The sequence below is a fragment of the Vibrio sp. 1F263 genome, from assembly GCF_041439035.1.
Classification (GTDB): Bacteria; Pseudomonadota; Gammaproteobacteria; order Enterobacterales; family Vibrionaceae; genus Vibrio; species Vibrio tasmaniensis_A.
On sequence record NZ_JBGONI010000033.1, the window covers coordinates 17,629 to 35,612 of the forward strand.

Annotated in this window: 21 protein-coding genes; 12 read left to right on the top strand and 9 right to left on the bottom strand. The window is 43.8% G+C overall.

Annotation, left to right across the window (positions count from 1 at the left end; translation table 11 throughout):
* Position 1: 1 nt before the first annotated feature.
* The gene (locus ACED25_RS17905; protein ID WP_009846209.1) at positions 2-235 is read right to left on the bottom strand and encodes a helix-turn-helix transcriptional regulator; all 234 of its coding nucleotides are present in this window, start codon (positions 233-235) and stop codon (positions 2-4) included.
* 10 nt (positions 236-245) lie between these two features.
* A complete protein-coding gene (locus ACED25_RS17910) occupies positions 246-809 on the bottom strand; it encodes a DUF2975 domain-containing protein (protein ID WP_009846208.1) in 564 nt (187 codons plus the stop codon).
* 233 nt (positions 810-1,042) lie between these two features.
* Here ACED25_RS17910 and ACED25_RS17915 point away from each other — a divergent pair, with 233 nt between their 5' ends.
* Positions 1,043-2,485, top strand: coding sequence for an N-acylglucosamine 2-epimerase (locus ACED25_RS17915; protein ID WP_371695807.1), 1,443 nt, complete (start codon positions 1,043-1,045; stop codon positions 2,483-2,485).
* Between the two features lie 208 nt (positions 2,486-2,693).
* Here the strand turns inward: ACED25_RS17915 and ACED25_RS17920 are convergent, their stop codons facing one another.
* Positions 2,694-3,101, bottom strand: a complete 408-nt coding sequence (locus ACED25_RS17920; protein ID WP_026012354.1) for a hypothetical protein — start codon at positions 3,099-3,101, stop codon at positions 2,694-2,696.
* 241 nt (positions 3,102-3,342) lie between these two features.
* On the opposite strand from ACED25_RS17920, the gene ACED25_RS17925 reads away from it, so the two are divergent.
* The 3 genes from ACED25_RS17925 to ACED25_RS17935 all read left to right on the top strand — a co-directional run bounded on the left by ACED25_RS17925 (position 3,343) and on the right by ACED25_RS17935 (position 5,337).
* Positions 3,343-4,044 (top strand): flavin reductase family protein, encoded by a 702-nt coding sequence (locus tag ACED25_RS17925; protein ID WP_371695808.1) that lies wholly within the window; start codon positions 3,343-3,345, stop codon positions 4,042-4,044.
* Between the two features lie 85 nt (positions 4,045-4,129).
* A complete protein-coding gene (locus ACED25_RS17930) occupies positions 4,130-4,921 on the top strand; it encodes a CLCA_X family protein (RefSeq protein WP_102249912.1) in 792 nt (263 codons plus the stop codon).
* 92 nt (positions 4,922-5,013) lie between these two features.
* Positions 5,014-5,337: a DUF4144 domain-containing protein gene (locus ACED25_RS17935; RefSeq protein WP_009846192.1), complete on the top strand. Its 324-nt coding sequence runs from the start codon at positions 5,014-5,016 to the stop codon at positions 5,335-5,337.
* Positions 5,338-5,439: 102 nt separating this feature from the next.
* On the opposite strand, the gene ACED25_RS17940 is transcribed toward ACED25_RS17935, so the two are convergent.
* Positions 5,440-6,768 carry an anaerobic C4-dicarboxylate transporter gene (locus ACED25_RS17940; protein ID WP_004732879.1) on the bottom strand — a complete coding sequence of 443 codons (1,329 nt, stop codon included), beginning with the start codon at positions 6,766-6,768 and terminating at the stop codon, positions 5,440-5,442.
* 411 nt (positions 6,769-7,179) lie between these two features.
* Here ACED25_RS17940 and ACED25_RS17945 point away from each other — a divergent pair, with 411 nt between their 5' ends.
* The 5 genes from ACED25_RS17945 to ACED25_RS17965 all read left to right on the top strand — a co-directional run bounded on the left by ACED25_RS17945 (position 7,180) and on the right by ACED25_RS17965 (position 11,172).
* Positions 7,180-7,839, top strand: coding sequence for an HAD family phosphatase (locus ACED25_RS17945; RefSeq protein WP_017103485.1), 660 nt, complete (start codon positions 7,180-7,182; stop codon positions 7,837-7,839).
* Positions 7,840-8,048: 209 nt separating this feature from the next.
* On the top strand, positions 8,049-8,675 hold the full coding sequence (locus ACED25_RS17950; RefSeq protein ID WP_371695809.1) for an HD domain-containing protein: 627 nt from the start codon (positions 8,049-8,051) through the stop codon (positions 8,673-8,675).
* 42 nt (positions 8,676-8,717) lie between these two features.
* The gene (locus ACED25_RS17955) at positions 8,718-9,245 is read left to right on the top strand and encodes a GNAT family N-acetyltransferase (protein WP_135383091.1); all 528 of its coding nucleotides are present in this window, start codon (positions 8,718-8,720) and stop codon (positions 9,243-9,245) included.
* A 100-nt stretch (positions 9,246-9,345) separates the two neighbouring features.
* On the top strand, positions 9,346-10,032 hold the full coding sequence (locus ACED25_RS17960) for a DNA-3-methyladenine glycosylase I (protein ID WP_135383090.1): 687 nt from the start codon (positions 9,346-9,348) through the stop codon (positions 10,030-10,032).
* A 258-nt stretch (positions 10,033-10,290) separates the two neighbouring features.
* Positions 10,291-11,172: an AEC family transporter gene (locus ACED25_RS17965; RefSeq protein ID WP_009846185.1), complete on the top strand. Its 882-nt coding sequence runs from the start codon at positions 10,291-10,293 to the stop codon at positions 11,170-11,172.
* A gap of 99 nt (positions 11,173-11,271) precedes the next feature.
* On the opposite strand, the gene ACED25_RS17970 is transcribed toward ACED25_RS17965, so the two are convergent.
* Positions 11,272-12,531 carry a hypothetical protein gene (locus tag ACED25_RS17970; protein WP_017103482.1) on the bottom strand — a complete coding sequence of 420 codons (1,260 nt, stop codon included), beginning with the start codon at positions 12,529-12,531 and terminating at the stop codon, positions 11,272-11,274.
* A 22-nt stretch (positions 12,532-12,553) separates the two neighbouring features.
* Entirely contained in the window at positions 12,554-12,802 is a 249-nt protein-coding gene (locus ACED25_RS17975; protein ID WP_017103481.1) for a hypothetical protein, read from the bottom strand.
* Between the two features lie 303 nt (positions 12,803-13,105).
* Between ACED25_RS17975 and ACED25_RS17980 the strand changes: the two genes are divergently transcribed.
* A complete protein-coding gene (locus ACED25_RS17980) occupies positions 13,106-13,633 on the top strand; it encodes a hypothetical protein (RefSeq protein WP_371695810.1) in 528 nt (175 codons plus the stop codon).
* A 199-nt stretch (positions 13,634-13,832) separates the two neighbouring features.
* On the opposite strand, the gene ACED25_RS17985 is transcribed toward ACED25_RS17980, so the two are convergent.
* The 3 genes from ACED25_RS17985 to ACED25_RS17995 all read right to left on the bottom strand — a co-directional run bounded on the left by ACED25_RS17985 (position 13,833) and on the right by ACED25_RS17995 (position 15,611).
* A complete protein-coding gene (locus ACED25_RS17985) occupies positions 13,833-14,351 on the bottom strand; it encodes a hypothetical protein (protein ID WP_086051367.1) in 519 nt (172 codons plus the stop codon).
* A 347-nt stretch (positions 14,352-14,698) separates the two neighbouring features.
* Positions 14,699-15,100 carry a hypothetical protein gene (locus ACED25_RS17990; RefSeq protein WP_371695811.1) on the bottom strand — a complete coding sequence of 134 codons (402 nt, stop codon included), beginning with the start codon at positions 15,098-15,100 and terminating at the stop codon, positions 14,699-14,701.
* Positions 15,101-15,128: 28 nt separating this feature from the next.
* A complete protein-coding gene (locus ACED25_RS17995; protein ID WP_371695812.1) occupies positions 15,129-15,611 on the bottom strand; it encodes a MarR family winged helix-turn-helix transcriptional regulator in 483 nt (160 codons plus the stop codon).
* 124 nt (positions 15,612-15,735) lie between these two features.
* On the opposite strand from ACED25_RS17995, the gene ACED25_RS18000 reads away from it, so the two are divergent.
* Together ACED25_RS18000 and ACED25_RS18005 are read left to right on the top strand one after the other, a co-directional pair.
* Positions 15,736-16,626 carry a DMT family transporter gene (locus tag ACED25_RS18000; RefSeq protein WP_371695813.1) on the top strand — a complete coding sequence of 297 codons (891 nt, stop codon included), beginning with the start codon at positions 15,736-15,738 and terminating at the stop codon, positions 16,624-16,626.
* Between the two features lie 350 nt (positions 16,627-16,976).
* The gene (locus ACED25_RS18005) at positions 16,977-17,891 is read left to right on the top strand and encodes a DMT family transporter (RefSeq protein ID WP_371695814.1); all 915 of its coding nucleotides are present in this window, start codon (positions 16,977-16,979) and stop codon (positions 17,889-17,891) included.
* The last annotated feature ends 93 nt before the right edge of the window (positions 17,892-17,984 follow it).

A 17,984-nucleotide genomic window follows, 5' to 3' on the forward strand; every position in this document is an offset into this window, starting at 1 on the left:
GCTACTCTGCCGCAACGCCGTCTTTATGATCATTCGGTTCAAATTCTAAAATATCACCAGGTTGGCACTCTAAAACTTCACACAGCTTGTCGAGCGTCGATAGCCTTACGGCTTTGGCTTTATCATTTTTTAATACGGACAAGTTGGCTTCTGTTATCCCAACTTCTTTTGCCAATGTCTTTAATCGCATTTTCCGTTTGGCCATCATAATGTCTAAATTAATGCGGATAGTCATGACAAGTCCTTTAAATGGTTTGGCTATGTTCGTCAGCCAGAATATAACCTTCTTTCATCACCCACGAGATGATCAAAATAATTATACCCAATATCAGTGTTAAAAAGTCCATACCAACGAAACTAATCTCAAAGATACGGTCACCTGGTGGATTATTGAACGACAGAATCACTGACATCAATGAACCATAGATAACTGAACCTAATACCCAATAAAACAAGCTATATCCGAGTTTCTGATAGGACATTGCGTTTTCTAAAGAGAAGATTTCACCTCGCTCATAGTTACGGAATAGGCGTATCAGAACCGTTAATGCATACATAAGAATGCTCGACATCGCCAAACTGGTGAACATTGCGATGATTCTTGTTGTCGTAGTAAGTGGAGAGACTGTGAGTGGAGAGGTTATAAAGTAATCCATCTCGATGGAAAACTGAATAATGCCCATCTCACTAAGAAAGTCATAGGGTGTTTGAACTGTTAGCCAGAAGTAACACACCATGATCGGAGTGAGTGCAAGAAAGGACTGCAGTAGCATTCGCACACGGCGACTTTGTTTTTGAATCTTAGACATACTTATATTCCTGTTGAGTTGATGGAAGAATATTAAGATCAAAACAAACGATGATCAACAATAATTTATCGAAAAACGATAATTTATTATTTATTTGCAATATTAAAATGAGTAAGACCCAGATAGTCCTACATCTACACCACAAATAATTTGGGCGATTGTGATCGCCTAATCAAAATGTGCAGATGTGATTGTTTATATTCAACTAAATTCAAATAGTTAAGATAAACGTTATGTTACGAGCACCCATCGCATTACTCAGTGTCACTAGCTTGGCCGTATCTGCCAATGTCACCCTTCCCTCTGGAGAAGACTGGATCAATCATGCTTCTGAAGGGCTCGCACCTTACTGGCTTATGCCGAGCGCACAGGGAGAACCGATAGGCAACTTCCCGACATTTCGTTGTGATGATGGCACCTTGCTCGATGTATCTGATGTGTGTCCTGAATTGAACAGAGGCTGGATCACTCCGCACTTTGGCAAGGAGTTTACGCGTATGAAATCACGCCAAACCTATGCCTACGGCGTGCTCTATCACCTTACTGGAGACAAACAAGCTTTAGCGCTTGCCAAGCAAGGTGCCTACTACCTCATTGATCAACTAGAAGATAAGAAAAATGGTGGCTTTATTGGCTACACAAAAGAGGGAAAAGCGGGTCAAGATTGGCAGCAACGTACCTCTCAAGATCAAGCGTATGCGCTGGTTGGACTCGCGATGTACTACTACCTGACCCAAGACAAAAAGGTAGAAGAAGCACTCATCGCCCAACAAGCTTTTATCTTTGATAAATATAGACTTAGCGACAACAGCGGTCTTGCTTGGGTACTCGCCGACGGTGAAGATGGCAGTGAAAAACGACGTGAACTGGTCGCGCAACTTGATCAAATAAACGGCTACCTGTTGTTAGTCACTCCTCTGCTCAAAGAGCCCGTCAAAGCCAAATGGCTTGATGACTTAAACTGGCTCACGCAAGCCATGATTGATCACTACCACTCTGAAGATGAACAACGCTTCTACGGCGCAATTCACGACAAAGCGGCAATGATGCCGAATGCCAATCACAATGATTTTGGGCACACCATTAAAGCGTATTGGATGACCTATCTAACTGGTCATGCATTAAAAAATTCCGATTGGTCTAAGTTTGGTTTAGACGGTATGAAACACACTTTGGCTCAGGCGCAATATCAAAAAGATTTTGCCAATGTATCTAACTACTTTGGCGAGCGACTTCAGAAGATGTGGCAAGGGCAAGATATCACGGGCTGGCAAAGCAGACCGTACAGCCAATGGGCGTCATCATGGGAATGGGCTGAGCTTGATCAAGCTGCGATGACGGTATCGCTTATCGATGGTTCAATGAAAGACGTACTGCAATACACCCTGCCCACCTTTCATGATGTATGGGTAGATCATAAATACGGTGGCGTTGGGCTTGAGCCTAAGCGTACTAAAGCTTTCCATTGGGGCAATGGCTACCACCAATTTGAACATGCGCTGATTGGCTATTTATATGCTCGACAAGAGGAAGGTAAACCCGCTGTACTTCACTACGCAAGGCCAACCAACAGCAAGATGCCAATGGAACCTTATTACTATCAAGGAGATGTACTTAAATTAGAGAATCAGAGCGATGGAACGCAAAAGGTCAGTTTCAACAACATTCGACCTTAATACCTGATATTCACTCATCGGTATTTTTAGAAGTGGTTAACGACTAAGACGGAGCTGATGAGTAGCTAGCCGTTAGCAAAGCCTGAAAAGAAGATCTTCAGGCTTTTGAAATACCGTTGAGCAACATTTATTGGTAGGATTTTAAATGAATACATAAGCAAGTGAATCTTGTCGGATCTTCAGTTAAACCATATACGTCATCACGAAATCACTTCTTATTATTCTGCTCAACCAACTTTTCATTCCACGCTTCGTTGCCGTCTCGCTTACTGACATCATACTCAGAGCAGAACTGCGATATGGTCATGTTGTTATCGCCAGTTGCTAACTTTAATGCCAATTGAACTTGTTGAAGTTTGCTTTGCAGACGAAGGTTTTGACCTGCCTTTGGGCTTTTTTCTTTAGCAAACTTTAAAGCAGCATGTTTACGTTCGGCAGCTCCCGCTCGGCGATCCGCTTCTGATAATAGATATTTTAGCTGCGCGACACTCTTGCCCTTCTTAAAGGCAGGCTCAAGCAACTCAACGCATTCATCAAATGATGGATTTATAACATATGGATCAATTCTATGCGCTTGTTGGCGCATCCACTCTAGCGCGAGCTTTTCATCTGACATAATTACATCTTTACCAAAGAAATAGCCGTACATGGTATCGCTCAATAGCAAACCGCTGCAACAACAAATTAAGCTACAGTGTCACATTTAATTTCAAGAAAACTACAATTTTCTAAAAGAATCCTCCTTTCACTACCACTTATTCAAACTGGATGATCGGAACAAAGCGATGCTGCGTAGATATGTTTTAGTTTGGTTAGTAAACAAGTCGTCGAAAATAAAAGTGAGAAGAAGAGAAGATATGAAGGCAATGACCCTTTCAAGACAAGATATCAAAGCAATGGGCCAGCGTGAGCGCGCTCGTTTAATTAACTCCTTATCAGGGTTTAAAAGCGCCAACCTTATTGGCACCTGTGACAAGCAAGGGCTAGAAAATCTTGCAGTAGTGAGCTCCGTGGTTCATTTGGGGTCGAATCCCCCTTTACTTGGCTTCATCATCCGGCCTGCGGAAAGTCGCCGTCATACACTAGAAAATATCCTAGAAACTCAACACTTCACTATCAATAGTATCGGGGCGGGCTTTGTTCAAAAAGCCCATCAAACTTCCGCTCGTTATCCTAAATCAGTCTCAGAATTTAACGCGGTCGGTCTCACGCCTTATTACGATGATGTGTTCCCTGCTCCGTTTGTTTTGGAAAGCCCTCTAAAAATAGGCTTGGCCTTCAAAGAGCAGATAACAATTGAAAGTAACCAAACTCAAATGTGGATTGGTGAAGTTGTTTCGATTCACGCACCAAAACGTGCTGTGATGCCAGACGGCTACCTAGATTTAGAAGCGTTAGATTTAGTCACGATTTCAGGGCTAGACAGCTATCATGTCACGCAGAGGCTACATCGTTTAAGCTATGCAAAACCAAATAGGTCACTATTTCCACTGACCCACGAAGGTAACCCAACCTCATGGGAGGCTTTCGAACACAATCTCACTCATTTTGTTCGGTAATTTACGGACAAAGGTGCTAACTTTCTCAACTTCACCCTGTGCACCACACAGCAGCGCTAAACTACATCTATTTCCAAGGATCCTTTTGAAGTTAACCCACTTTAAATACAAAACGCGCAAAGGCCCAGACTACCGACATGGCGATCAGGTGTCATTTATGGACATCAAACAGACCTTCGGTATGGGCAGCATTCGTGTAGGCGCTTGGGTAACGAAAGAAGAGAAAGAGCTCGCTGCAAATCTGATATTCGACTCGTTAGCAGACTTGGCTTACATCTTGGCTTTGCCACCAGAAGCGATTGGCTTACGTGGCACATTAGGCTTAGCGTTCGGCAGTGGTGGCAGAAAAGGTGTACAAGCACACTACGCACCAAATCAAAGAGAGTTAGCCCTCGCTAAAAACGCAGGGGCTGGTGCGTTAGCGCATGAGTTCTGGCATGCATTTGACCACTACATTGCCGAAAAGGCGTTTGAGATTGGTGACACCTCCGGTCCTCGCAAGCAAATCTTGTTCGCCAGTGACTGTTGGCTACATGATAGAAAGGTAAGGCCTCACCCATTAAACGAAAGTTTGATGTCTGTGTTTGATGCCACACTACTCAATGACAACAACCTAGATAAACACGATTACGTGGCGCGAAGTGTTATTGCCGACAAAGCGATGTCGGCCCGTTACTTCTCACTACCAACAGAAATGATGGCGCGAGCCTTTGAAGCTACGATTGAATCCTGCTCAGATATCGAGAATGCTTACTTAGTCGATGGCACGACCAAACCAGATATGTTCCCTCTCTATCCAGACCTCAAGCATCGCAAAGAAATTAATAAAGCGCTGCAAGGTTACTTCGCGCCGTTGGGTCGATCTCTAAGTAAGTAACGTTAGAGTCGTTAGGGCTAAGAGATGATCCATCAGCGAAAAGTGTTTATAGTCCAGACATACACTTCAACATCCATGATTGAGAGGCAGTAATGATCAGTTGGCCATCTTTGGTAAAACTCGACGGGGACGATGAGCTTATTTACGTCGCATCCGAACACGAATTTCAAGCAGAATGCTCAGACATGATCTTGGGCGAAGAGGATTACCTCATTGATTCAGTGGGCGATAGCTACTCGCTTGAATCAAGCTCAAATCAACTGTCTCTCACGAAACAACCTGAGCACTATTCAGTTGAAAGCGTGACCAACCTGATTCGAAATCACGAGTTCCAGAAGGCAGAAGTGTGCCTGATGAAGATCCATTTCCTGACGATCGAAGAAGCGATTCAGTCTTTGGCTTTTGAGCCTCGTTAATACTGCTTAAGAGCTCCTATCAAAGCTAATCCCCAAGACAGATTAAACAAAAACAGCGCCAATTCAGGCGCTGTTTTTGTTTGTTATCTCGCTATCGCTTAATTAAGCGATAAAAATCTGTGCGAGTGCGTAACCTAAGCAACATGCACCGACTACTCCGATTAAACCAACCGACATGAATGAGTGGTTGAAATACCACTTACCAATCTTGGTGGTACCAGAGACATCGAAGTTAACCGTAGCGATATCTGATGGGTAGTTCGGGATGAAGAAGTAGCCGTAAACCGCTGGCATTAAGCCGATAAGCAGGGCTGGGTCTAGTCCTAAGCCAAGACCAACAGGCAGCATCATACGTGCAGTAGCGGCTTGCGAGTTCACCACAACCGATACAATGAATAGCGCTAGTGCAAACGTCCATGGGTAGTTAGTTACCATTTCCACGATGCCCGACTTGAACTGAGGCATTGCGTATTGGAAATAGGTATCCGACATCCAAGCGATACCGAAGATAGCAATCGCTGCCACCATACCCGATTTAAATACCACGCCATTTGGCACGTCACGTGGGTCGGTTTTGGTTGCCAGCAAGATAATACCGCCGAAACAGAGCATCATCATTTGGATGATCACCGACATCTTAATTGGCTTATCGCCGTCTACGATGGTTCTGATCTCAGGCACCATCGCCACGATAACAATCACCACAATCGACAATAAGAAAATCAATACTGCATTACGAGCCGAAGTTGGAAGTACTTCATCCAAAGACGTCGCAGTGGTGCTTTCGATGCGCTTTTTCCACTCAGGATCTTTTAGACGCGCTTGGTATTCAGGGTCGTCGTTCAGTTCTTTACCACGTTTCAAGCTATACAGAGAAAGTAAAAGTGTGCCGAACAGCGTTGCAGGAACCGTCACCATCAAAATAGAAAGCAGAGTAATAGAGTGTTGGATATCAGAAAGTTGCGCGAGGTAATAAACCACTGCTGCCGAGATTGGAGATGCAGTAATCGCCAGTTGCGACGCAACAGATGCAGCCGCCATTGGGCGCTCAGGACGAATACCATTCTTCAGTGCAACATCGCCGATGATAGGCATGATGGAGTAAACCGCATGACCAGTACCCAATAGGAAAGTCATCGAGTAAGTCACGAACGGTGCTATCAAAGTGACGCGTTTCGGGTTCTTTCTCAGTACCCTTTCGGCCACTTGCAGCATGTATTTCAAGCCACCAGCCGCTTCAAGAATAGAAGCACAGGTAACAACAGCGAGGATGATCAGCATTACGGTGACAGGTGGAGACGTTGGTGGCATCTTGAAGACAAACACCTCGATAACCAAGCCAATACCAGAAACAACACCTAAGCCAATACCGCCATACCGAGACCCGATATAAAGTACGACTAATAAAAATAGAAACTCAAAATACAACATAAGCAACCCTGATAAAAATGTGGACTAATGATATTTTGTCCCTAAGTTCCGCTATTTACTTATCGCTTGGTCACACTATGATTGCGGACTCTCACAAATTGTTTTTTCTAAGATTATGGTCACGCTAACTGAACCGTAAGTTTATGAAATGTAATAGGAAGACAGACTCTAAATCTAAATTTGTTATGGACGATAACCATTATTGTGACTGTTAGAACGGTATGACCTATAAAGTGCCAGATTCATAACTTAACGATATTATTTCATTCATAATCAATCACATACAAAGTCATTCAGAAGCATACTTCCTATCTAACTAAGCATATTCTTACTGAACACTGACTCGCCTATCCCGAGACACTATGTCAAAATACTCGCCCTCACGATGACAACACATAAAGAACCACGGATATGAATTTTCAAGCTGCTATTTTTGATATGGATGGACTGTTACTCGACACCGAGAGACTTTGTATGCAGATTTTTGAAGAAGCATGTCACGCGCAAGATGTTCCGTTCTTGCAAGATGTTTACTTAGGCATCATTGGTTGTAACGCAAAAACCATCGAACAGATTTTTAGAAAGGGCTACGGCGAAGGGTTAGATTACCCGGCGCTGAACACCGAATGGCGCACTCGCTACAATGCGGTTGTTAAGCACCAAGCAATCCCAGTTAAAGATGGTGTTATCGAACTACTTGAATGGCTCAAAGCAAACGACATTCCAATCGCGGTAGCGACCTCCACTCAGCTTGATATCGCGAAAAAGAAGCTTGAACTGGCTGGCCTAGATTCTTACTTCGCTTCGTTAAGCACAGGCTGTGAAGTCACCAATGGTAAGCCTCACCCAGAGATCTACTTGCTAGCGGCAGAGCGCTTAGGTGTTGATCCTGAAAATTGCCTAGCGTTTGAAGATTCAAACAACGGTATTCGCGCATCTATGGCAGCCAACATGATCAGCTTCCAGATCCCAGATTTGGTAGAACCATGTGACGAAGTGAAAGCGCTTGGTCACACGATCAGCCCTTCCCTACATCATGTGTTAGCGCAGCTTCAGCAAGCCGTCGCTTAAGCTCTAATTACCGTTGATAATACTTTTATCTATCTCGTCCTAAAATACGTAGACAAGCCTCTCTATTAAACCGACTCACTGAGTCGGTTTTTTTGTTTATATTCCTTTTATAAAGATAAAATATCGCGCAAGAAACTGTTACAGTCGATATGAAACGATACTAATCGATAAGCAAGATTGATAACGTCTACAGATGGAGAAAGGGACGCGTGATTAAAAGATTTGAAAGCCAACTGCTTGATTTTGCTCAGCAAGAGATGACACAGGATGCCGCGCACGACATCAGCCATATCAAGCGAGTAGTCAAAACTGCTGAGGTTTTGTGTACTCAAGAACAGGCTAAGCTTGAGGTCGTTCTTCCTGCCGCTTACCTTCATGATTGCTTCACCTTCCCTAAGAACCACCCAGACAGAGCCCAAAGCTCACAGATGGCAGCTGACAAGGCGGTCTCTTATCTCAAATCTATCGAGTATCCTGCGTCCTACCTCGACGAAATCCATCACGCTATTGTCACTCACAGTTACAGCGCCAACATCACACCAGAAACCTTGGAAGCACAGATTGTTCAAGATGCAGATCGCCTAGATTCTCTCGGTGCGATTGGTATCGCTCGCTGCCTGTACGTAGGTCAAAGCTTTAACGCCGAGCTGTATAACCACGAAGACCCGTTTGCGAAGCAGCGTGACTTGGATGACAAGCATTACAGCGTCGACCACTTCTACGTGAAACTGTTTAAGCTGGCTGAAACCATGAATACAGAATCCGCCAAATTAGAAGCCAACAAGCGCACCGAGTACATGCGTGGCTTTCTTGATCAGTTGGCCGAAGAAGTTTAACGGCTTAAAAAAAGAGACACGCGATAAAGAAGAGAGAAGGATATGGAAATAAACCGCTTTAAAGCATCCGACGCCGAAGAGATCATCACTTGGTTTACATCCCAAGAAGACTACATTCTATGGGGCGGACGAACCTTTGGCTGGCCATTGGAAGCCGCTTCGATCATCGAACGATCTCAAGAATCACATGTCGAGCTTTATACCTTTTCTGCATCTAAGTCATACTCTGAACCGAACACTGATTCGAACGCCAACTCAAACGCCAGTGACTTGCTTGGCTTTATGGAATTTCAGCGAATGTCAGACAGTGAGCTTCGCTTTTGCCGAGTGGCGATTCACCCAAACCAACGAGGCAAAGGGCTTGGGCAATCCATGCTTGAAAGTGCATTAGAAGCGGCGAAACAGATCCCTGATGTCACAACCATCTCCTTGGCCGTATTTAAGCAAAACCACGGCGCAAAACGCTGCTACGACAAAGCGGGCTTTGAGGTGGTAGACAAAGAGCCGAGCGTAAAAGAGTTCAATGGTAAAACATGGCCCTTGTATCAGATGGAATTAAAGCTCTGCTAGTTTGTTTTGATCAACAAACTGGTTTTAATTGCTAGATTCAACCCCATATCATTAAGCATTGGCTACACACTCAAGATACACAGATGTAATTTGGAACCTCATGACCCAAGAAAAATTCGACACTATTTATCAACGTGCAGCTCACCGTAAAGGCGGAGCAGCCGAACTCGAAAAGATTGTTCGTGCGCCCCTTTCCCAAGCCGAGTTATCGCAAATCACCGACGACCGTTGGCTAGCCGCCTTTACTGAAAAAGTATTCCAGTGTGGCATTTCGTGGAATGTGGTGAGAAAGAAATGGCCGCAATTTGAAGAGGTGTTCTTTGAATTCAACATCGAGAAAATGCTGATGCTGCCGAATGAAATGTGGGAACAGAAAGCACAAGACCCGCGCATTATTCGCCACCTCACTAAAGTGATGACCATCCCTGCCAACGCCACCATGATCCACAATGCCAAGCGTGAAGCCGATTCATTCTCGAAAATGGTTGCCGACTGGCCATCAGAACGTATCACCGAGCTGTGGGATTACCTGAAAAAACACGGCAAGCGGCTAGGTGGTAATACTGGTGCCTACACTCTGCGCCAAATGGGCAAAGACACCTTCATCTTGTCGTCGGATGTTGAAGCGCACCTACGCAGTACCGATGTGCTAGATAGCGGCCGTAACACCAAGCGAGCACAACTGGCAGCGGGTAAAGCCTTCAACGAATGGCAGCAACAATCAGGTCGTAGCCTGAGCGAAATCAGCCAGATCGTTGCCTACAGCTGTGGTGATAATCGAGTTTAGTGGTCATCGTAGTTAATTAGAGAACCCGTCCAGATTTATCTAACCTTTAAAGACCCGTTGCGGATGCCACTGGTCTTTTTTTGTGCTTCATTCAAAGAAATGTAAATTAACCGCTGACAGACAACGATCTTCGGTGACGCCAAGTCATTATGTTGATAGGTTAATGTTTATACATCTCGATTTCATACGTATCTATAGCGATCTCTAAAACATTCGTTTCTCCGCTAAATGGAGGTACTAAACCTAGAAAGGAATTCTATGTTCGAACAGGTCATCAGCATTCTGTTTCCCGTTTTTGCTTTAGCCAGTGCTGGCTTTGCGGTCGGTCGTTGGCTCAAGCCCGATTTCAAACCGATCAATCGCATCAATATGGATGTGTGTATTCCTGCGCTAGTGTTTGCATCGCTGACCACCATGCCTCTCGACACAGAGCAATTGCCACTCATAACCGCTTCTTTGGTCGCGGTGTTAGTGCCTGCTTTATTGATGATTCCGATCTGTAAGATCTTTAAGCTCAATTTCAAGGCTTGGGCTCCGCCACACATGTTCCGTAATAGTGGCAACCTAGCCATTCCCCTATTCACCTATACCTTTGGCGAGAGCGCACTAGCCCCTGCGGTATTACTATTTGTGGTATCGGCATGTGTCCATATTAGTGTTGGCTTAGCGCTATTGAGCGACGGTAATCCGATCAAACAGATCCTCAAGATGCCAATTTTCTTAGCGGCTGCACTAGCGATGACGCTCAACCTGTCTGGAATTACCGTGTGGAATCCAATCTACGAAGCCACATCACTGCTTGGGCAAGCTGCTGTTCCTATCATGCTATTGTCGTTAGGTTCGCAAATGGTCAACTTGAGACTGAGCGGATTAAAGGTCGGCTTGTTGTGTACGGCTCAATCCCTGTTTACAGGGGCGATCGCTTTTACCATCATCTACTTCTTTATCCCACTGCCGACGCTGCACTTACAAATGATGGTACTGTTCACCATGCTGCCACCCGCTGTGATGAACTACCTGTTTGCAGAGAGGTTCAATGTCGAGCCCCCTAAGGTCGCGTCCATGGTGTTGTTTGGCAACTTCCTAAGTGTGGTTACCCTACCAATCTTGTTGTCGTTCGCACTGTCTATATCGAGTTGAACCCCAAGCTAAAGGGAGGTTTGTCATTCGTTGCAGTTATAAAAAATGGGCAGATAAACTGCCCATTTTTGTGTTCAGAAAGTTAGGAATTAGAGTTAACTACTTCCAGAATTGAATGCTATTGAAGTCTTTGTATTGCTTTGTCGCTGCATCATATTTCGCTTTCATTGCAGTAAACTCAGCATCCGTTAAACCAGAAGCTGATGTAGAGTCTAGCTCCACTGCCTGAAGAATATCAGACGCACTTTTTTTCAAGCTAGCAACCGACACTTTCTTACTGCCATCATTCGTAAGAGTAGAAGTGGTCACTTTCTTTTTACCAGCAAGGTCAGCAGCTGTTGCTGAACAATCCTTTCCTCGATTAAATCCAGTGTACCAAGTTACCGTTGCCTTACCGTCAGCAATTTGCTTAATCGTACAAGCATCAAGGCTCAGACCAACTAATTTATTAGCGTTATTGAAGTTATAAGCGATCAAATCAGACGGGGCCTTGCTAGAGTACGTATCCTTTTGCTCAATATTGTTGTCGACAGATGAACGCGCTAAACGGCTAACCGCTGCAGCAAAGTAGAAATCACCGTTAGCATTAGAAGGCGCTACATGATCCTTTATCGCCCAATGGAACGCTGTCTTTTTGTTGTCCAGCGTAACTTTCGATCCGTAATGGTATGACACAGAGTTAACTATCGCTTTCTGACCATCGGCCATATCGTCAGCCCATTGATATGCCTTAAAGCCAATTTTAGTCCCGTCTTCTGGGCCTGCATCCACGTAATGTTCAACAGTGTACTTGCCGGCAGGGCTCGTCTTAACCTTAACGATATCACCGAGCAATTTACCCTTAGATGTGTACAAGAATGTATTAGAGATATCTAAACCAATAAGACTAATCTTATCAATTGTATATTGAGTCTCTTCACCGGTTCCGTAGCGTTTAAAGAAAACAAGATCTTCCGTTGTTTTCGCCATTGCTTTGTGTACTTTATCTAAATCAAAGGCACAAGTCGTCGCACCATCATCAGCTTCGAACGCAATCGTCGCGCCATCTTTTGAAATCACGCACACTTTATTGGTTAATTTGAACTCTTTAGCCTTCGACACAAATACATCACTGTGTGCTGGCTTAGAATTAGCGAGGTCATCAATAGAAACTAGAGTTTGCGGAGAAGTGCTAGGGGAAAGTGTAAGCGCCTTATCTAAATTCATAAATTCAACTTTATTTTGCTGAATTTTATCTACAGCGAACTTTATCGCCGCCTTAGATTTATAGTAGCCCTGTAGATTAATATCTTCGTTTGCATGAACCATTGTCGCAAGTGAAGAAACGCCTAGCACTAGTGGTAATAGTGTCTTTGTCATATTTTATGTTCCTTCTAGTGGTTTATTTGGACTGACTTGGAGCTTCAAATCCAGTAATGCTTGCAGATGAGAAAACAACAGAGCTCAATTTCTGTACATCACCCACGCTAAGTTTAAGAACAGAACGCTCGGGCGCTTGAGTAGAAACCGCTGTACTGCCGCCAGTACTACCACCACTGCTGCTACCACCTTTAGTCGCACCGCCACCGCCGCCTCCACCACCGCATGCAGTAAGTGAAGCTAATAAGATTAAACCAACGATTTTCTTCATACATTTGTTCCTAAAACGAAATTTAGACCGCTTGTCTGTTTTCAATTAATTCAAGTGAGAATCAGAACATAGGGCGATAGAAAAAAAAATTAAAATCGTTGTTGGTTATTGCAGTTATGTTTAATATACAATCATCAAGCAAAGGAATGGGTTATCGCCCCCCTATACAGCACAATCAAGATGGACAACAAGAACACACATTTTCTTTGACTTAACTTTCGAAGAACTTCATCGCTTTGGCGTGACAATAAATAAAGCATGACCAAGCGCTTTACTCCACTATTACTATCTTTTGTAAGTCATATGAAAATTAAAAATGTAATACCTCTACTGCTATGCCTCTTCTCTCATCAAGCTATATCTGCGGCAAATTTCACAACGGACTTTGTAGAACTTGGGATGCAAGCAAAGCCTATGGGGTTAAGCGTGGATGGTGGACGCGACATCAACGATAGCTTGGCGATTTTGAGCGGCCTTAGTACCAACACAGCCGAAGATGAAAGCAACTTTGATGCGTACATCGGCCCTCAAGTTTATGGTCCAATAACTCAAGGGATCGACTTAAATACGCAGCTGCTACTCCATTTCAACAAAAACTCATACGCAGCTGGAGAAACGAAAACTTATGTCGAATTCAATGCGGGTATTCGAGCATGGATCACTCAAAGAGTAGAAACCCACGTACTTGCAGGTTCTAACGGAGAGCACTCAATCTTTACGTTTGGAGCCAGGTTCCATGCCACAGATAAAGCCGTGTTTGCAGTTGCTTCCAAAAACAACGGTCTTTACGGCCCTCAATTACAACTTTCGGTTAGATATCAATTTAAGTAGCCACCTTTATAAACAACTTTCCGCTACTGTTGGATCCAACATAAAAATAGCGTCAGTAATTCAATACTGACGCTATTTTTTTATCTCTAATTCAGACACATCCTATTAGTTATACGCTTACCTAAAGTTATACGCTTGCCTAGCTATTGAGTTATCCATTGATATAGCGATGAACCGTGAACTACAAACATTCAGTGAACTATGAGCATTTATCCAACTTGAGCTCTGCTGTCACCTTAGTAAGACGTAGTGCAATCGCGAAACACACTAAGTAAGGACTCACATACCAAAAGATACTTTCTAGCGGCTGCTTCACCTGAGCTTCTCTGGTTTTTATATATTGGTTTTTCTGCTTTTCATACTGACTCAGCATACCATCCACCCACACCGCATCACTTTCAACTAACGACACGCTAGGCGCAGGAACCGTAAAATCCGATGCATTGGGTAACAAGGTGAAATCGACATCTTTAAACGTAATCGCCGTATTCAAGTACCACAAACACGCGTCGTGATGCTGAGCGTGATTATCTAAAGATGGCTGACCTGTACAGGTATCACTTCTCAACTTATCCAAAGAGAACTGCTGAACCGATTCTAAAATCGCCACCGCTCTGGTTTGTTCGGTTTCAACCCAATCACCCGCCACCTTCGCTCGAATCTCAGACACGGCACCAAGCATTCCGATACCCGCTAAAAACGGCCATAAATAATCCATACGCTTCCATTTTCGCCGACTCAGGTTGAATCCACACCAAATTGGAACATGTAAGAGGAGCGTTAGTCCAAGTGACAGCAGAACAAAGTTCAAGGAGCTAGAGAGCATGAGCTCGCTATCGAAAAAGTTCTTCATAATAAGAAGCTTGCCTGTATAACCAAGAGAAATTTGATACTAGGTTCGATATAAGAAAAGTGTGTAAGAGGAAAGTAAAAAACAGCACTAAGAATTGGTGTTAACGCTGTTTATTTGGACATATAACCACCGATGGCAGAGCTTAACCACTCGTTACTCAGCAATTGGCTAAGTTGTTTAGTTGTTCACGATCGAAAATATGCTAAAGGTTCTTACGCGCCAGACTTGAGGTAGATACCGACTTCTCTTAGCTGTGCTTTAATGTCTAACATTTGGACGTGAGATAGCACTAATTGGATCAAATTGAATATTGCTCCAGCAAACATCAAACCCGCGACATAACCAGACCATGCTTGGTGATCAACTTGATACAGAGTATTGAACGACAGAACGAAGAGGATAAGACTAGAAAAACCAATAGCATACTCATTACAGTTGTAGACGTATGAATTCGTCGCGTAGTCGTATTTGATTTTTACCTTTCCACCCGCTCTGCCTAGCTTAAGATTAAGAACATTTCCGCTAACCTCATATTCCAATCCATTAATTAATACAACGCGCTCTACTTTCTCAAGCATATCTGTTTTTTCCGTATTATTTTGAATACTGTCCATAGTCGTACCCTACTCAGTCACCTAAAAATTATTCGTAAGCACTCAACCATGCTTTTAGAAGTTGGTTAGTGTTCTTCTTCTGGCTCGCAGACAATGACTTAACCAATTTTTTCTGCATTTCGACATGTTCAGTCATCATTTGGTCGATCAGAATAATACCATCTTTGGTTAGCTGAACACTCACGCTGCGTCTGTCTTCTTTGCTGTGCTCACGACGGATCAGCCCTTTAGCTTCTAGTTTACCAAGGCGATTGGTCATTGCGCCTGATGTCAGCATCATCGATCCGATCAGTTCTGATGGCGTCAGTTGATAAGGCTTCCCAGAACGTCGCAACGTTGCCAACACATCAAACTCACCAAGTTTCATGTCGTAATTTTTATGCAGCTCGGCAACTTGCGTCTCCATATACTTGGCAATACGCATAATCCGGCCCATCATTGCCATTGGCTCAGTTTCTAACTCAGGCTTTTCCTTTGCCCATTGCTCTACTACGCGGTCGATAGCATCCATTTGCAATCTCGCTCCGTTATTAGTCTGATTAATTCAAACTAGTTTAACATAAAGATACTTTACAACCATATGATCTAGGTATACAGTTCATACAACTAATTACCTTAACGTAAAGATATTTCATATGAACATATTATTAGCAATGATTCCCGCGTTCTTTTGGGGAACAACCTATGCAGTGACGCAATTTACGCTACAGGAATGGCCCCCCTTATTATTGGGTGCTTTGCGTGCGTTGCCTGCTGGTTTGTTATTGCTAGTAGTAAAACCGACACTGCCTCAAAAAGGCGAATGGCAGATCATTTTCACATTGGGTCTTATCAATATCGCGACCTTCTTTAGCTTAATTTTCGTGATGGCGTTGACGTTGCCTTCGGCAATCTCCGGTGTAGGTATGATCTCTGTGCCAGTGTTTGCGATGATCTTCCATTGGGTAGTAAAGAAACAGCGTCCGCAATTGATTCAAGCCTTGTCTGGTGTTGGATTAATCACATTGGCGTGGATACTGTTTAATCCAAGTCAAATCGCATTAAACCCAATAGGTTTAGGCGCCATGTTCGCTGCAATCATGTGTATCGTTATCGGCAGCAGCATTACCAAGTCACTGGGTAATCGCATGCACTGGTGGAAGGTATTAACGTGGCAACTGATTCTAGGCGGTACGATTTTATCTGTCGCGTCTGGCGTTCATGCGCTCATCGACCCACAGCCTTATGTTAACGCTGTGACTCATTTCGATACTCGTAACGCAATAGGACTTGTTTGGGTGATTGTCCTGAACACGGCCCTGGGTTACGGCATGTATGTGTGGCTACTACAACGTATGTCTGTGGTGGATTTCACCTTCGGTGGCATCGCTAACCCAATTGCGGGAATTGTGACGGGTATGATGTTGATGAGTGAATCATTTACAGCAGTTCAGTACTCGCTAATGACAGGCATGATAGTGATGTCACTGCTACCGCAACTTATCCTTTCGGTAAGACAGTCAAAACAAGTTAAGCCTGTTACGTAGTTGAATCTACCGACTGTACTGAGAATAATAACGGCGCCTTACATCTTATACAGTGATTTAAAAGGCGCCTTTTGTTGCTACGCTGACAGCAATAAACCAAATAGCCATACTCGCCAAGTTGATCGTTTCTTAAACGACATTAAACCTTACAAAGAACAATGCCTTTACTCAAGCTACCTAAATTGAATTTATTTTCTAAAAAACAGACATACTAGAGATTAATTTTCCACAAAATATTGCAATTAGAGATAAAAAGACAAAACTTTTCTCCGACGACCTCCTTATACTGTGCCACGTCATTAAGGCGCCACAAGCCGATGATTTAAAATAATTATTAATGAGTAGTCACCATGAATTCGAAGTCGCTAACTATCTTGCTTTTTGTCTCTGTTTGCCTAATTTGGGGAACCACTTGGTTCGCAATGGAAGTGGCATTGCATTCTATCCCACCAATTTTTGCTACTGCATTGCGCTTTTTACTCGCAGCACCTCTGCTTGCGGTATTAGCGAAAGTCTTCAACCAGCCACTGCTGTTTCCTAAAGGCAAGCGTCAATGGTTGCTGATTGTTGCGCTGATGTACTTTGCGATTCCATTTACTTTGATGATCTATGGCGAGCAATACATCTCTTCTGGTCTAGCGTCGATCATCTTCGCTAACATGCCGGTCGCTGTGATGTTGATGTCAGGCCTATTCCTAGGCCTACGATTGGCTAAGCACCAAATATTTGGTTTGGCTACCGCTGTTGTAAGCCTATGTTTGATCCTCGGTAATGAAATGCAGATGGGTGGCGATGACTACCTAGTTGGTACCGTTTGCTTAGGTCTTGCTGTGGCAATACACGCTGTTATGTATGTGTTAGTTCAAAAGCACTGTAAAGGCATCGAAGTACTGACGTACAACGCAGTCCCAAGTCTGATCGCTTCTCTATTCTTATTCGCCGTTTCGGCGATAGGTGAAAACGTGAATGTTGAATCCTTCACTTGGGATTCAATCTCAGCGGTAGTTTACCTAGGCTTTGTGGCGAGTGTTGGCGGCATTGTTGCCTACTTTAAACTCGGACAAGTTTCGACGCCGTTCCAAGCGTCTATCTGCTTCCTGATTTTCCCTGTGGTTGCACTACTGATCTCTTGCTACATCAATGGAGAAGTGCTGTCTGAACAGTCACTGGTGATGATGATTCCTCTGCTTTGTGGCATCTTATTGACTAAGGCACCAAAAGGAGTCTTCAAGTTACGTGGTGAATTAAAAACCGCAAGAAGCTAATCCTACTGAAAGCTAACCCTACCGGAAGCTGACTAGATATTTCCATCTAGTACATACAAAAAAGCTCCAATATCACTATTGGAGCTTTTTATT

What these genes read in the sequence shown, in the direction of transcription:
- ACED25_RS17965 (WP_009846185.1), top strand. Translation starts at nt 10,291, where the DNA reads ATGTTCGAACAGGTCATCAGCATTCTGTTTCCCGTTTTTGCTTTAGCC.
- ACED25_RS18000 (WP_371695813.1), top strand. Translation starts at nt 15,736, where the DNA reads ATGAACATATTATTAGCAATGATTCCCGCGTTCTTTTGGGGAACAACC.
- ACED25_RS17935 (WP_009846192.1), top strand. Translation starts at nt 5,014, where the DNA reads ATGATCAGTTGGCCATCTTTGGTAAAACTCGACGGGGACGATGAGCTT.
- ACED25_RS17940 (WP_004732879.1), bottom strand. Translation starts at nt 6,768, where the DNA reads ATGTTGTATTTTGAGTTTCTATTTTTATTAGTCGTACTTTATATCGGG.
- ACED25_RS17960 (WP_135383090.1), top strand. Translation starts at nt 9,346, where the DNA reads ATGACCCAAGAAAAATTCGACACTATTTATCAACGTGCAGCTCACCGT.
- ACED25_RS17980 (WP_371695810.1), top strand. Translation starts at nt 13,106, where the DNA reads ATGAAAATTAAAAATGTAATACCTCTACTGCTATGCCTCTTCTCTCAT.
- ACED25_RS18005 (WP_371695814.1), top strand. Translation starts at nt 16,977, where the DNA reads ATGAATTCGAAGTCGCTAACTATCTTGCTTTTTGTCTCTGTTTGCCTA.
- ACED25_RS17985 (WP_086051367.1), bottom strand. Translation starts at nt 14,351, where the DNA reads ATGGATTATTTATGGCCGTTTTTAGCGGGTATCGGAATGCTTGGTGCC.
- ACED25_RS17915 (WP_371695807.1), top strand. Translation starts at nt 1,043, where the DNA reads ATGTTACGAGCACCCATCGCATTACTCAGTGTCACTAGCTTGGCCGTA.
- ACED25_RS17905 (WP_009846209.1), bottom strand. Translation starts at nt 235, where the DNA reads ATGACTATCCGCATTAATTTAGACATTATGATGGCCAAACGGAAAATG.
- ACED25_RS17920 (WP_026012354.1), bottom strand. Translation starts at nt 3,101, where the DNA reads ATGTCAGATGAAAAGCTCGCGCTAGAGTGGATGCGCCAACAAGCGCAT.
- ACED25_RS17925 (WP_371695808.1), top strand. Translation starts at nt 3,343, where the DNA reads ATGAAGGCAATGACCCTTTCAAGACAAGATATCAAAGCAATGGGCCAG.
- ACED25_RS17945 (WP_017103485.1), top strand. Translation starts at nt 7,180, where the DNA reads ATGAATTTTCAAGCTGCTATTTTTGATATGGATGGACTGTTACTCGAC.
- ACED25_RS17975 (WP_017103481.1), bottom strand. Translation starts at nt 12,802, where the DNA reads ATGAAGAAAATCGTTGGTTTAATCTTATTAGCTTCACTTACTGCATGC.
- ACED25_RS17995 (WP_371695812.1), bottom strand. Translation starts at nt 15,611, where the DNA reads ATGGATGCTATCGACCGCGTAGTAGAGCAATGGGCAAAGGAAAAGCCT.
- ACED25_RS17970 (WP_017103482.1), bottom strand. Translation starts at nt 12,531, where the DNA reads ATGACAAAGACACTATTACCACTAGTGCTAGGCGTTTCTTCACTTGCG.
- ACED25_RS17955 (WP_135383091.1), top strand. Translation starts at nt 8,718, where the DNA reads ATGGAAATAAACCGCTTTAAAGCATCCGACGCCGAAGAGATCATCACT.
- ACED25_RS17990 (WP_371695811.1), bottom strand. Translation starts at nt 15,100, where the DNA reads ATGGACAGTATTCAAAATAATACGGAAAAAACAGATATGCTTGAGAAA.
- ACED25_RS17910 (WP_009846208.1), bottom strand. Translation starts at nt 809, where the DNA reads ATGTCTAAGATTCAAAAACAAAGTCGCCGTGTGCGAATGCTACTGCAG.